A 13,733-nucleotide genomic window follows, 5' to 3' on the forward strand; every position below is an offset into this window, starting at 1 on the left:
CCGATGGTCAGGGTTTGCCAGAGCACGATCATCGATGCACCGATCGACGAGGTCTGGGCGATCCTGCGCGATTTCAATGGCCATGATCGCTGGCACCCGGCGATCGCCTTCAGCGAGATCGAAGGCGGCGAGCCGATCGACGCCGTCGGCTCGGTGCGCCATTTCAGGCTGAACGACGGCGGCGAATTGCGCGAGCAATTGCTGGCGCTGTCCGACAAGGACCGGCGGCTGAGTTACTGCCTGCTCGAAGCGCCGCTGCCGCTGATGGGCTATGTCGCCTCGCTGCGGCTGAAGCCGGTGACCGACACCGACGCCACCTTCTGGGAATGGCGCTCCGAGTTCAACCCGCCGGCGCATCGCCGCGAAGAACTGGTCAAGCTGGTCACCGAAGGCATTTATCAGGCCGGCTTCGCCGCCGTGCGCGCCCTTCTGCGGCGGCGAAACCCCGGCGCGCCGGCGGAGGCGCGATCATCGCCAGCGATCGTCGCGCCGACCTCATCCGCAAGCGCGCCGCTCGTTGCTTCAAGGGCTGCCGCGAGCCAGGCCGAAACGACCCGCGCGATCGTCGTCGAGCGCTATGGCGGACCGGAGGAGTTGCAGCTCAGGGACATCGCCTTGCCTCCGCCCGCGCCGGACGAGGTGCGGATCCGTCACACGGTGATTGGTGTCAATTTCATCGACGTCTACTGCCGCACGGGATTCTTCGACCTGCTGCAACCACCCGGCGTCCCGGGCATGGAAGCCGCCGGCATCATCGAGGCGGTTGGTCCGGCGGTATCGGGTTTCTCAATCGGCGACCGGGTCGCCTATGCCTGTCCGCCGGTCGGCGCCTACAGCGAGCGGCGCAACATGGCGCCCGAACTGCTGGTTCGTCTTTCCGACGATATTTCGGATGAGACCGCGGCTGCCGGCCTGCTCAAGGGCGTCGCCGCGAGTTTCCTGTTGCACGATGTTCATGCCGTGAAGACGGGGGACATTGTGCTCATCCATGCGGCGGCAGGCGGCATCGGCCAGTTGCTGGTGCAGTGGGCGCGCCATCTCGGCGCGACCGTCATCGCCACCGTCTCGAGCGACGACAAGGCGCGGATCGTCGAGCGGCTCGGCGCCCACCACGTAGTCGTCTATTCCCGCGATAATTTCGCCGAGGCGGTCATGCGGCTGACTGGTGGCAGGGGCGCGGATGTCGCCTATGACGCGGTCGGCAACGACACGTTCGCCGGTTCGCTGGCGGCCCTTGCCGTGCGCGGCCATCTCGTCAGTTTCGGTCAGGCTTCGGGGCCGGTCGGCAATTGGGACATCGGCCGCTTCGCCTCGAAATCGATCACCGTTTCACGCCCCAACTATGCCCACTACACCGACACGCCGGAAAAGCTCGCGCCGCACGTCACCAGGTTTTTTCAGGCGCTGCGCCAGGGTGTGATCAGGGTCGAGGCGCCGACGCACTACGATCTTGCCGATGCCGCTCGCGCGCATCGCGATCTGGAGGATCGTCGCACGACGGGTGCCCTGGTTCTGGTGCCACGGGCATGACTGTCGGGATCAGCCGGCTGCGCTGGCGTAGATGTCGAGAACATCCGTCACGGCTGCGATCAGGAGTTCCCTGGCTTTTGGGGCGACGGATCCGCTCGCCACCGCGCCGTCGAGGCGGCCGAGATACTGGCTGATCAGCGGCGAGGGGATGTCGCGCTCGCCCAGCGCCTGCATCAGCGCGTCCACTGCCTGCTGCGCCGTCTGCGCCGGCCAGTAGTAGCGGATACGGTCGCTGTAGGAGAAATGCCGCTCGATCCGCCGCTCGGCCTCGCTGCCGTGATAGTAATTCTTCCAGTTGCTGGGCGCCGCCAGCATGACGCGTTCCATGGCCGCCGGCAGGCTTTCCCGAGCCGGGTCGGGAGCAAGAATGTCGGCGATGTGGCTCAAACCGTAGAGCGCTTCGCGCAGTGCGAAGGTTAGCCAAGGTCCGACTTTCAGGATGGCGAAGCCATCGTCGACAAGTGCCGTCAGCGCCGCGGTGGCCTGGTAGTCGGTCGAATGCGCCTCGAAGACGAATGGCGGCAGGTCCCGCAGCGTGACGGCCAGCGCCCGGGCGCGTTCGGGCTGGTAGGCGATGACCTCGGCGTTGCCGAATTCGACGCCGGGCTGGACGACGACACCGATCGCCCGCGAGAAGGCTGCGTCGAGGCCACGCTGGTGGAAGGCCTGCTGGTGGATGCGTACCGTCTCGCGTGTCGCCTCCGGCGTCGTCACCGCCAGATGGTCCATCGCTTCCAGGGCACCGCCCGGCACCGGCACTTCCGTGCCGATGACATAGACAGGCTTGGCGCCGCCCGTTCGTTCAACCGCGGCTTCCGCCACCTCGGCCAACTCGGCGGCGCGCGCGGCGATCGTCGCGTCGGGTGGTGCGGCGCCTTCGCCGGCACAGCCCATGCTGGCATCCAGATGGATCTTGGTGAAGCCGGCCTCGGCATAGGCGTCCACCATGCGCGATGCCTTTTCCATGGCCTCGGGCGCCGGCAGGTGCTTCCAGGGATTGGGGCCGAGATGGTCGCCACCGAGCACTAGCCTGTCCAGGGGAAATCCGGCCTTGCCGGCGATGGCCTCGACGAAGCGGCGGAAATCGCCCGGCGTCATGCCGGTATAGCCGCCTTCGTGGTTGACCTGGTTGCAGGTCGCCTCGATCAGCACGTCGGCGCCGCGTGCCCTGCCGTGGCGCAACGCCGCTTCGATGACCAGCGGATGGGCCGAGCAGATCGAGGCGATGCCGGCGCGTTCGCCGGCCGCACGACGCTTTGCTATGGCGGCCAGCCTGTCGGTCGCCTGGCTCATCCCGGTGCTCCGGTCCTGGCGGTCGCGACGAACGCCTCGACCGCGGCCAGCGAGGCGATGCCTTCCATCGGACCCTTCTTCGTCACCGCCAGCGCGCCGCAGCCATTGGCGATCTCGAGCGCCCGCCCAGGTGCTTCTCCACGCAGCCAGAAGGAGACGAAGGCCGCCGCGAAACAGTCTCCGGCGCCGGTCGGGTCGATTTCCTCGACGACGAAGCCGGGGGAAGCGATGCGCCCCGACCGGTCGTAGTGAACGGCGCCCTGCGCGCCCTTCTTGACGACCACGGCGGAGATGCCGCGGTCCAGCATTTCGCGCGCCGCGCTCTCCTCGTCGGTTGCCTCGGCGAAGGTGAAGAGTTCCGGCCCGCTCGGCAGAAAAACATCGGTCTTGGAGAGCACGAAATGCAAGGCGTCGCGCATGCCCGGCAGATCGAGCATCTCCTTGCGGATGTTGGGGTCGAAGGAAACCGTTCCGGCGCGCGTCTTGACGGCTTCGATCCCGTCGCGGACAACCTCGATCACCTCGGGCGAGAACAGCGATGTTCCCATGACGTGAAAATGGTCGGCGCCAGAGAGCAGCGCGCGCGCTTCCGCACCGATCTCGATCAGTCCGGCGGCACTCTGTTTGATGTTGTAGACGAAGTGCCGGCTGCCATCGGTCTCATAGGTGACGAAGGCGGTTCCGGTCGCGGCACCTCGATGGACGGTGATGGCCGAGATGTCGGCGCCGTCGGCGCGCAGGCGCTCTATGTTCAAATGGCCGAAATCGTCGTCGCCCACTGCCGCGATCAGCCCCGCCGGCTGACCGAGCCGCGCCGCCTGGTCGATGAAGATGGCGGGAGCGCCTGACGGAAACGGGCCGACCAGCGGGCCGGCGGCGCGAAAACTCTGGCCGAGCCGCTCGGCCATGATCTCGACCAGGATCTCGCCGGCGCAAACCAGTTTCTTCATGTCCTCACCATCTGCCGGACTCTGGTTGCCGTACGCTCCCCATGTCCGTGCGAGTTCAAAACCTAAGTTGTTGTTTTCAGAGCGTCAATAAATAATTTGACGTGCGCAATACTTTTGCGTTGTACTGGAAACGTGGAAATTTGACTGAATAAGTTCGGTCAAGCAATGCTGCCTCATCGCGACGGTCGCAAGGCTGATTCTGGCCAGAGCGCGAAGGGCGGCTTTGAGGTAAAGGGCTAAATATAGATGGCGGAGAAGACCCACCGGACGATGGATGATTTCGCCAGGGCGTCCGGCGTGTCGCGGCCGACCCTGTCGAAGTATTTCGACGATCCGGCCAGCGTGAAGCCGGCGACACGGGCGCGCATCGAGGCCGCACTTCGTTCCTCGGACTATCAGCCGAATGTTTTCGCCCGCAATCTCAACCGCAAGCGCACCCGCAATGTCGGCATCGTCGTGCCGACGATCACCGATCCGTTCTACGCCGAGATGGTCAGCCGCATCGAACTGCGCTGCCGCGACGAAGGGTTTTGGCCGATCGTCATTTCCTCGCACGGTTCGCCGAAGCTGGAGGCGGAATCGGTCAGGACGCTGATGTCGCTGAAGGTTGCCGGCGCCATCGTCGCTCCTTTGGGACGGGTCTCCGAACCCGGCGTCTTCGAGCGGATGAGCGAGGACATCCCGATCGTCTATTTCGACACTTACATCGAAGGCGACACGCCGTTCGTCGGCAATGACAATCACCAGAGCACCTCGACGATCGTCGATTATCTCTGCCGGTCCGGCGAACCGCCGGTCTATGTCGACATTCCGCATGTCAACCACAATTCGGGCGAACGTCTGCAGAGCTATGTCGACACGATGCAGGCCGCGGGTCTGGAGCCCACCGTTCTCAAGGCGGCGGGCGACTACAGCTGGGACTTCGAGCGCATCGGCCACGAATGGATGGACAGGACGCTCGAGAAAGGCGGCCTGCCGGCCCGCACGCTGCTCTGCGCCAATGACCGTCTCGCCTTCGGCGTGATGTCGGCCGCCTTTTCGCGCGGGCTGAAGATCGGCCGCCGCGCCGATTGCGATTTTCGCGTCGCCGCCCACGATGATCATCCGCTGAGCCGCTACACCTGTCCCGCGCTGACCACCATGGCGCAGGACTTTGCCGCCATGGCCGGCCGCAGCGTCGAGATCCTGCTGGCGTTGCTGGACGAGGCCGATCCGCCCGGCCATGATCTGGCGCGCAATGTCAAGCTTGGCGCGACCCTGGTGATGCGTCAGTCGGCCTGAGCACGCGTCTGCAGCTGAAGCCAGGCCGCCGCCTCGCTCACCGCTTGCCGCGCGGCCAGGATGTGGCGGCCCATGGAGACGAAGCCATGGATCTGACCCGGCCAGTGCCGCAACACCAGCGGCACTCCGTCGGCGCGCAGGCGCTCGGCATAGGCCGTGCCTTCGTCGGCAAGGATGTCGTGGCCGGCGACCGCGACGAAGGCCGGCGCCGCGCCGGCAAGGCTGGAGACCAGCAGCGGCGAAACGCGCCAGTCCGCGATATCGTCCGGCGTTCGCACATAGCGGTCGCGGAACCAGGCCATGGTGGCGGCGGTGAGCCCGAAGCCGTCACCGAAACGCCGGTAGCTGTCCGCGATCTGGCGGGCATCGGTGTTGGGATAGATCAGAATCTGGGCGGCAAGCGGCGGCGCCAGTCCGTCGCGGGCAAGCAGCGCCAGAACGGCGGCAAGGTTGCCGCCGGCACTGTCGCCGGCGACGGCAATGCGGATTGGATCGATGCCGAGGTCTCCGGCATTCCCAGCCATGAAGCGCAGCGCTGCCGCGCAGTCCTCGAGCCCGGCGGGAAACTTGTGCTCCGGCGCCAGCCGGTAGTCGGGACAGATGACGACCGCGTTGCCGAGATTGGCCAACCAGCGGCAGATCTCGTCATGTGAATCGAGATTGCCGATGACCCAGCCGCCGCCATGCAGATAGAGCACGGCGCGCGCCCCCATCCGCGCCGCGCCGATACCGCGATGGATGCGGATCGTCACCGGGCCGTTCGGCCCGTCGATCTGCCGTTGCTCGGTTGCCGCGACCGGCTCGCGGTCGCCCTGCTGGGTTGGGAACGAAGCGATATAAGCTGCCCGCGCCGCCGCCACGCTGCCATTCTCGAACGGCTCGCCGCCGGCGGCCCGGCCGATTTCGAGGGCACGCTGTGCATCCGGATCAAGTGTCATCGTGATCTCCATTGGAGGTCAGGCGAGCAGGTCGCGCGCCTCGTCTTCGCCGAGCAGGGCCGGCTGGACGACGTCACCGGCAATGGCGACCGAGCTTTTCGTCTCGCCCGACCGCAGGATCGCTTCCATGATCTCCAGCACATGCAGCGCCAGATTGCCGGACGCGCGCGGCGCTGCTCCCGTCTGCAGCGAACGTGCGAGATCGGCGACGCCGAGCATGCGGTAATTGCCGCGGTCGGGCGCTGCGTAAGGCCAGTTGCGGGCGCCGTAGAGTTCGCCTTCGCTGGCGAAATCCTTCCACTCCGCGCCGCGTTCGGACAGCGAGACGGTGCCGCCGAACGTGTCCGGGTCGGGCAGGCGCAGCGAGCCTTCCGTGCCGTGCAGTTCGATCGGATGGTTGGAATGCCTGAAGACGTCCCACGATGCGCCGAAGGTGACGGTGGCGCCGGAGCGGAATTCGAGCAGCGACAGCACATTGGTCGGGGTGCCGACCTTGAACGTCGTGTTCTTGAACGGCCCTTCGGCCGACATCAAACGTTCCTCCTGGCCCTTCGTCGCCATCGCCATAACGCGCGCTACCGGACCGAGCAGGTTGACCAGCATGGTCAGGTAGTAGGGCCCCATGTCGAACACCGGGCCGCCGCCAGGCTGGTAGTAGAATTGCGGGTTGGGATGCCAGTGTTCCATGCCGCGTCCCATCATGAAGGCGGTGCCGCAGACCGGGCGGCCGATCGCGCCCTCATCCATCAGACGGCGCGCCCGGCGGCCGGCCGCACCAAGGAAGGTGTCGGGAGCCGAGCCGAGCAGCACGCCGCGCTTCGCCGCCTCCGCCACCAGGCGGCGCCCGTCATTGGCCGACGTCGCCAGCGGCTTTTCGGTGAAGACATGCTTTCCCGCCGACAGGGCTGAAATCGAAATGTCGAAATGCGCCGCCGGAATGGTCAGGTTGAGGACGAGGTCGATCTCGGGATCGGCCAGCAGCGCATCGACGCCAAGGGCACGGATGCCATATTCCTTGGCTCGCAGCGCCGCCATTTCGGCCGAGATGTCGGCGCAGGCACGAAGCTCGACCCCGCCAAACAGCGCGGAGTTGCGCAGATAGGTCATCGATATGTTGCCGCATCCGATGACGCCGATGCCGAGTTTGGCCGGTGAGCTTGCCTGCATTTCCTGTTGTACCTCCCAATGCGGTCACGGTCTGCCCGATCCGTCGCGACGCTGCCGGACCGTTTTCGAAATCGCTATACAGCATTTTAAATATTGACGCGCGTAAAATTTTTATAGAACATGCGGAAATGCTGGCGCGATATCGGGAGGCTGCCGGCGCTTGGGAGGAGAAGATGACAGGCAAAAATCGGCCGGGCGCCGACCCGAATCTCGTGCGTCAGACGCGCATTGAATCCCGGCCACGCGGCCGTGGATCGCAACGGCTTCAGGCATAGATCACCTTGGCCACGGTCCTATCGAGCTGGCTGCGTATCGGGCCGGACAGGCCATCGTCGGTGATCACCACATCGACGCCCGACAGCGAAAAAGCCTTGGAGGTTCCGCTGACGCCCCATTTGCTCGAATCCGCAAGCAGAACCACGCGCCGGCCCATGCGCACGAGGTTTCGCTTCGTTCGCGCCATGTCTTCATTCACGTCAACCACATCCAGTGAGGAGTCGATCGCATGCGCTCCGACAAAGACCTGATGCGCCACCAAGCCGCCGAGAGCCGTGTCGGCATCGGTGATCAGCGTGCTCACCGTGTCCGGATAGACCCGGCCGCCGATCATGTGAACGTCGAGCCCGGGCCGATGCATCAGATGCTGCACGATATTCATCGCCGTGGCCGCGACCACGACATTGCTGAGCGGCGGTAACTGCATGGCAACCTGCATCAACGTCGAGCCGCCGTCGAAGATGACCGACTGGCTGTCCTCGAACAGTTCCACAGCCGCCCGGGCGATGCGTTTCTTTGCCTCGATGTTGGTTTGCATGCGCCGCGCGAACGCCGCCGAGGTCGAATCGGTGGTCCGGGTCACCGCACCGCCACGGGTCTTGGTCAGCAGTCCCTTGCGGTCCAGTATTTCGAGGTCGGATCGCACCGTGACTTCCGACACGCCGAAATCGTCGGACAGGTCCTTGATGCGAACCTGTCCGCTGCGTTGCACCTCGCCCAGGATCGCTTGGCGTCTCTGCTCTGACAACATTGCCCCGTCCTTGCCTCCACGCGCCAGGCGATCGCCATGGCCGCGGTTCGTCACACTCAAAATACGCAAATTCGAAAGCTTTCGAAAGATTGATTTTGTGATTTCTTTCGCAAACACTGCGTTTGGGATTTTGAAATCAACCGATTGGAGAATTTTGCAGTCATGAGTCTCGGAACCAAGGTGCGCCTTGCGCGCCTCTTCTCACATCCATCGGGGAACCTTTTTGGCGGCGCGGTCGACCACTTCGTCGGCTATGGCGACGTGCGCAAAGGCGGCCTTGCCGACCTGCCGGGCGCGCTCGCTCGCGTCATGGAAGGTAAGCCCGACTACGTCAGCATCCAGCCCGGCACCGCGCGCCATCTGTGGCCGCAATACGCAGGCAAGGCTTCCCTGGTGATCCAAGCCGGCTGCTTCACCCCGGACGATCGCATCAGCGAACTGATTGCGACGCCCGAGGACGCGGTGCGGGCTGGCGCCGACGCGCTGGCCGTGGCCATTCCGGTGCGCGGCGCGACCGAGGGCAAATACATACGCTGGCTGACCGACTCGGTGAACGCGGCGGCCCGTTACGGCATGCCGGTGGTGGCGCATATCTACCCTCGCGATTTCACCGACGGGGCAAAGATCGTCTTCACCCCCGACGAGATCGCCTATGCGGCGCGCATCGGCTACGAGTCCGGCGTCGACGTGATCAAGATCGGTTACACGGGCGATTTCGAGTCGTTTCGAGAGACCGTTCGGACCTGCCCGGTGCCGGTTGTCATCGCCGGCGGCCCGAAGACCGATACGCTGCTCGGCGCCCTTCAGCAGACGGCGGACGCCATCCGTGCCGGCGCGCGCGGTGCCGTGGTGGGCCGCAATCTCTGGGGGCATGGCGATCCGCAGAAGGCGGCCATTGCCTTCCGGGGCGTCATCCATGACGGCCTTTCGGCGCAGGACGCCCTGGCGAAGGCGGGTGCCTGAACCATGCCCACCGTCCCTGCAATCCTCGGCTTCGGAGCGATCTCGATCGACGACATCGTCTATGTCGATCAGCCGTTGTCGGCGGGCAAGGGGAAGGTTCTGCAAAGTGCCCGGGCTTTCGGAGGAAATGTCGCGACGGCCCTTGCCGCCGTCGCGCGGCTCGGCGGAAGCGCCGGGTTCATCGGATGGCTTGGCAGTGCCGTGGACGACGCCGTGCTGTGCGATCTCGTTGCGAGCGGCGTTGAAACCGCGTTCGCGCCGCGCCACGCCGATGCGCGCCCGGTGCGCTCACGGATCACGGTCGGTTCGGATGGGGACCGGTTCATCGCCTATGACGACGAAGCGATGCTGGGCACCGCACCGAACTTTCCGGACGAGGTCCTCAGCCGCGCGACCGTCCTGATCGTCGATAGTTATGCGATCGGGGCGCTGGATGTCGTGGCTCGGGCTCGCGACCTCGGCCTTGCGATCCTCGGCGACGTCGAATGGAACGGCGGTCCAGCCACCGAGAGGCTGATCGCGCTCTGCGACCATCTCATTCTTCCCCTCGGCTTTGCGCGGACCGCCACGGGCCGCCGATCGCCGGCCGAGATACTCGATGCATTGTGGTTGCCGTCGCGGTCCGCCGTGGTTCTGACGGATGGCGGCAGGGGCGTCTACTATCGCGGACGCGACGAAGCCGGGCTGTGGCACCTGCCTCCGCACCGGGTTGAAGTCGTCGACTCGACCGGCGCCGGCGACTGCTTTCATGGCGCCTACGCCCTTGCATTGACGCGCGGCGCCGACACCGCGGGCCGGGTCGCATTCGCGGCCGCTGCTGCGGCTCTTTCGATAACGGGGCGGGGCGGGCGTGAGGCGCTTCCGACCGACGATCAGGTTACGGAACTCCTGGCATCGACGAACGCGCCGTCGGCAGTCGAACTGAAGCATGCGCGGCTCGATACCGCAACAGAGCCCGAACGATCCGAGGAAATATCTCGCAGGTGAACTCAAGCCGAGGATAATTATAAAAATCAGTGGCTTAGACTTGTGGAGGGAGGAAGATGGCAGAAGTCGTTCTTGAGAATATCTGCAAGACGTACGGGAACAATTTTCACGCAATCGACCAGTTGAATCTGTCGGTCGAGGACGGCGAGTTCTTGATTCTCGTCGGGCCATCCGGCTGCGGCAAATCCACCGCGTTGCGGATGATCGCGGGATTGGAGGACGTCACCAGCGGCAGCCTTCGGATCGGCGGTATCGACGTCGTCGACATGCCGCCTAAGGACCGCGACATCGCGATGGTCTTCCAGAGCTACGCGCTCTACCCGCATATGACGGTGTTCGAAAACATCGCCTTTTCGATGCGGCTGGCCGGCAAGCCGAAGGCCGAGCGCAAGAAGCGCGTCGACGAGATCGCCAAAACCCTTCAGCTGACGTCTCTGCTGGAAAGCAAACCCGCGAACCTTTCGGGCGGACAGCGTCAACGGGTTGCCATGGGCCGCGCCATGGTGCGCGAGCCGGCCGCCTTTCTCATGGACGAACCCCTTTCCAATCTGGACGCGAAACTGCGCGTGCAAATGCGCGCCGAAATCACCAGCCTGCAAAAGCAGCTCGGCGTCACGACCATATACGTGACCCACGACCAGACCGAAGCGATGACGATGGGGGATAGGGTCGCGGTGTTGAAAGGCGGCGTGCTGCAGCAGGTAGACACACCCAAGAGGCTCTATGAATCGCCGGTGAACGCTTTCGTTGCCGGCTTCATCGGGTCTCCTTCGATGAACCTTTTCGAGGCGACCCTGACGGGCGACGAACTGACGTCCGGCGCCTTGGCCATCCCTTTGCAGGATGAGGCCTTCGTCCGCAGGCCGGGCTTGAGGTCCTATGCGGGACGCAAGGTCGTGTTCGGGATCCGACCCGAGGATCTCTATGACAGCAACCTCGAATCGGGCCGCAAATATCAGACGATACCGGCAAAGGTGACCTCGATCGAAGAACTCGGATCCGAACACATCGTCCATCTCAACATCGATGCGGTCCGGGTGGACTCCGGCGACCCGGACGCGGTGCAGGATTTCGGCCTGGCGTCGAACGCGGTGGCGAGATTCGAACCGGCCAGCACGGTCCGCTCCGGCTCGGAAATCCGCTTGGCCCTGGATGATACCAAGCTTCATTTCTTCGATCCCGAGACGCACTTGGCGATCTGAGAGCGCGGCAAGGCCCGCAGGCGAGGGTGAGGCGCCTGCGTAAGAAGGCTTCTGAGTAACCAGACGATCGTCCGCATTGTGCGGTCGATCCCCAAAGAAGGAGGAGAAAATGACGTTTCGTATTAAACCCGCGATGCTGAAAATAGCCGCGGCCGCATGGTTGCTTGGCGCAACCGGAGCCATGGCGGACACGACGCTGGAATTCACCCAATGGTGGGAGCCCGAATTGCCGGCCGGTTCGCTCAGGTCAATCATGGATGACTTCGAGGCCGCGAACCCCGGCATAAAGGTGACGCTGGTCAGCGGCCCGTACGCGACCACGCGAGACCAGATCTCGGTTGGTGCCGCTACCGGAACGCTCAGCGACGTCGTCGGTCTCGATGGCGCCTGGGTGAACAATCTGAATGCCCAGAACGCACTCGCCGACATGAACCCGATGATGGATGCGAGCAAGTTCGACAAAGGCCAGGTCGCCGATATCATCAAGGTGGACGGCAAGGCGGTGATGTTTCCGGTCGCCTCCTTCGTCTATCCGGTCTTCGTCAATCTGGATCTCGCCGCCCAGGCCGGCGTGACCAAGCTGCCCTCGACCCGCGCGGAGTTTCTCGACGCCGCCAAGAAGATGACCCATGCCGACAAGAACCAGTATGGCTGGGTGCTGCCGCTGTCGCTGCAGTCTCCCGGCGGGGTCCAGAACGATCTGATGTCGTGGGTCTGGGCTTCGGGCCAATCGATGATGGCGGACGGCAAGCCCGCCCTCGAGGGCAAGCCGGTGGTCGATATGCTCTCCTTCGTCAAATCGCTCAATGACGCCGGCACCATCTCGCCCGGCATCGCCACCAAGACCGAGCAGGAAAAGGTCGAGGAATTCGTCAACGACCGCGTCGGGATGATGATCGACTCGCTCGCGCATGTGAACCTCATCCGCAAGCGCAATCCGAAGCTGAACTTCGACCTGATCCCGGTCCCGGTCGTGGAAAACTATACCGGCAAGCGCGGTCTTCCCTATGCCTCCTGGGGCATCGGCATCTCCGCTTCCTCGAAACATCAGGAAGAGGCCTGGAAACTCGTCCAGTATCTGATGAGTGAAAAGGTCAACGCCAAGCTCGTGTCGCTTGCCAACGCCTTCCCCGGCAACGTCAAAGCCAAGCCCGATTTCGTGACCTCGGACAAGGCTTTCGGCAAGGCTTTCGAAATCTTCAAGACCGGTTATCTCGCCAACGAGTTCACGGGCTTGCCGGTGGCTGAAGACCTGATGACCCAGTTCGACGTTCAAGCCCAGAAGATGCTCGTCGGCGAACAGTCTCCGGAACAAGCCGCAGCCGCCGCTCAGAAGGGCTGGATGGCGAAATTCTGATCGGCCTGTTCCCGTTTGCTATCTTCGACCGGGTGGCCTGACTTCGGGCAGGCCACCCGGCAACAACGGATCGGCAATTTGAGATGGACCTGTTTTTGAAGCTTACCTTCTCTTGAAGGCGTATCCCAAGGTTGGCACATGACCCGGCAAAAGCGCTCCCACCACAAGCTGAAACGAGCGGTCGCACCCTACCTCTATCTGTCGCCCTCGCTCATCATCATCGGCCTTCTGATGCTGTTGCCGATGGTGACGGTGATTGCCTACTCGTTCCAGAACAGCGCCGTGCTGCGCCGTGACCCATCCTTTGCCGGACTGAAGCACTACCAGGCGATCTACGACGATCCGGTGTTCTGGTCGTCGCTATGGCATACGCTCTACTTCACTTGCATGAGCGTCATTTTCCACATGACCATCGGCATGGTCTTCGCGCTCATGCTGAACAGCGACCGCATCAATCCGACGCTGCGCAACATTCTGCGCGTGCTCTATATCTTGCCCTGGCTGTTTACCGCGGTGATCATCGCCGTGATCTGGCGCCTGCTGCTCGAGCCGAATGGCGTCGTGAATAGCATTCTGATGGAAATCGGCATCATCGGTTCCAAGGTCGAGTGGTTTTCCTCGCCGCAGACCGCGCTGCACGCCGTCACCTTCGCCAACATCTGGGCGGGCTATCCGCTGTTCATGGTCAGCCTGCTCGCGGGCCTGCAAGGCATTCCCAAGGATTTCTACGAGGCCGCCGATATCGATGGGGCGAAGGCCTACCAGAAGCTGATCTTCATCACCATCCCGCAGCTGATGCCGATCATCATCAGCATCTCGCTGCTCGATTTCATCTGGACCATGCAGGTCTTCCCGTTGATCTGGATAACCACGGGCGGCGGTCCGATCTACGCGACCGAGGTCCTCAGCACCTACACCTACAAGCTGGCGTTCTCGAGCTACAACCTGTCACAGGCGTCGGCGAGCGCCGTGGTCATCCTGCTGATCTCGCTTGGCCTGACGCTGTTCTATATCCGTTATCAGAAGGCTCGGTAGTCA

Annotated in this window: 12 protein-coding genes; 7 read left to right on the plus strand and 5 right to left on the minus strand. The window is 63.9% G+C overall.

Annotation, left to right across the window (positions count from 1 at the left end):
* Window positions 1–3: 3 nt before the first annotated feature.
* The gene (locus EN851_RS18115) at window positions 4–1,530 is read left to right on the plus strand and encodes a zinc-binding dehydrogenase (protein ID WP_135929739.1); all 1,527 of its coding nucleotides are present in this window, start codon (window positions 4–6) and stop codon (window positions 1,528–1,530) included.
* 9 nt (window positions 1,531–1,539) lie between these two features.
* Here EN851_RS18115 and EN851_RS18120 read toward each other — a convergent pair whose 3' ends face one another.
* Window positions 1,540–2,823: a D-tagatose-bisphosphate aldolase, class II, non-catalytic subunit gene (locus tag EN851_RS18120; protein WP_135929740.1), complete on the minus strand. Its 1,284-nt coding sequence runs from the start codon at window positions 2,821–2,823 to the stop codon at window positions 1,540–1,542.
* Entirely contained in the window at window positions 2,820–3,773 is a 954-nt protein-coding gene (locus tag EN851_RS18125) for a sugar kinase (protein ID WP_135929741.1), read from the minus strand. The genes EN851_RS18120 and EN851_RS18125 overlap by 4 nt, the downstream gene beginning before the upstream one ends.
* A 246-nt stretch (window positions 3,774–4,019) precedes the next feature.
* Between EN851_RS18125 and EN851_RS18130 the strand changes: the two genes are divergently transcribed.
* A complete protein-coding gene (locus EN851_RS18130; RefSeq protein WP_135929742.1) occupies window positions 4,020–5,054 on the plus strand; it encodes a LacI family DNA-binding transcriptional regulator in 1,035 nt (344 codons plus the stop codon).
* Here the strand turns inward: EN851_RS18130 and EN851_RS18135 are convergent.
* The 3 genes from EN851_RS18135 to EN851_RS18145 form a co-directional block, all read right to left on the minus strand.
* Window positions 5,042–5,992 (minus strand): alpha/beta hydrolase, encoded by a 951-nt coding sequence (locus EN851_RS18135; RefSeq protein ID WP_135929743.1) that lies wholly within the window; start codon window positions 5,990–5,992, stop codon window positions 5,042–5,044. The two genes, EN851_RS18130 and EN851_RS18135, sit on opposite strands and share 13 nt — an antisense overlap.
* Before the next feature lie 18 nt (window positions 5,993–6,010).
* Window positions 6,011–7,159, minus strand: a complete 1,149-nt coding sequence (locus tag EN851_RS18140; RefSeq protein ID WP_135881643.1) for a Gfo/Idh/MocA family oxidoreductase — start codon at window positions 7,157–7,159, stop codon at window positions 6,011–6,013.
* 265 nt (window positions 7,160–7,424) lie between these two features.
* The gene (locus tag EN851_RS18145) at window positions 7,425–8,186 is read right to left on the minus strand and encodes a DeoR/GlpR family DNA-binding transcription regulator (protein ID WP_135881642.1); all 762 of its coding nucleotides are present in this window, start codon (window positions 8,184–8,186) and stop codon (window positions 7,425–7,427) included.
* A 162-nt stretch (window positions 8,187–8,348) separates the two neighbouring features.
* Here EN851_RS18145 and EN851_RS18150 point away from each other — a divergent pair, with 162 nt between their 5' ends.
* The 5 genes from EN851_RS18150 to EN851_RS18170 all read left to right on the plus strand — a co-directional run bounded on the left by EN851_RS18150 (window position 8,349) and on the right by EN851_RS18170 (window position 13,730).
* Window positions 8,349–9,149: a class I fructose-bisphosphate aldolase gene (locus EN851_RS18150; protein WP_127275942.1), complete on the plus strand. Its 801-nt coding sequence runs from the start codon at window positions 8,349–8,351 to the stop codon at window positions 9,147–9,149.
* A gap of 3 nt (window positions 9,150–9,152) precedes the next feature.
* Window positions 9,153–10,136: a PfkB family carbohydrate kinase gene (locus tag EN851_RS18155; protein ID WP_135929744.1), complete on the plus strand. Its 984-nt coding sequence runs from the start codon at window positions 9,153–9,155 to the stop codon at window positions 10,134–10,136.
* Between the two features lie 56 nt (window positions 10,137–10,192).
* The gene (locus tag EN851_RS18160) at window positions 10,193–11,338 is read left to right on the plus strand and encodes an ABC transporter ATP-binding protein (protein WP_135881640.1); all 1,146 of its coding nucleotides are present in this window, start codon (window positions 10,193–10,195) and stop codon (window positions 11,336–11,338) included.
* Between the two features lie 109 nt (window positions 11,339–11,447).
* Entirely contained in the window at window positions 11,448–12,695 is a 1,248-nt protein-coding gene (locus EN851_RS18165) for a sugar ABC transporter substrate-binding protein (RefSeq protein ID WP_135881639.1), read from the plus strand.
* Between the two features lie 138 nt (window positions 12,696–12,833).
* Window positions 12,834–13,730, plus strand: a complete 897-nt coding sequence (locus tag EN851_RS18170) for a sugar ABC transporter permease (RefSeq protein ID WP_135929745.1) — start codon at window positions 12,834–12,836, stop codon at window positions 13,728–13,730.
* Window positions 13,731–13,733: the final 3 nt, after the last annotated feature.

Origin of the sequence: Mesorhizobium sp. M8A.F.Ca.ET.208.01.1.1 (assembly GCF_004791315.1) — a bacterium.
Classification (GTDB): Bacteria; Pseudomonadota; Alphaproteobacteria; order Rhizobiales; family Rhizobiaceae; genus Mesorhizobium.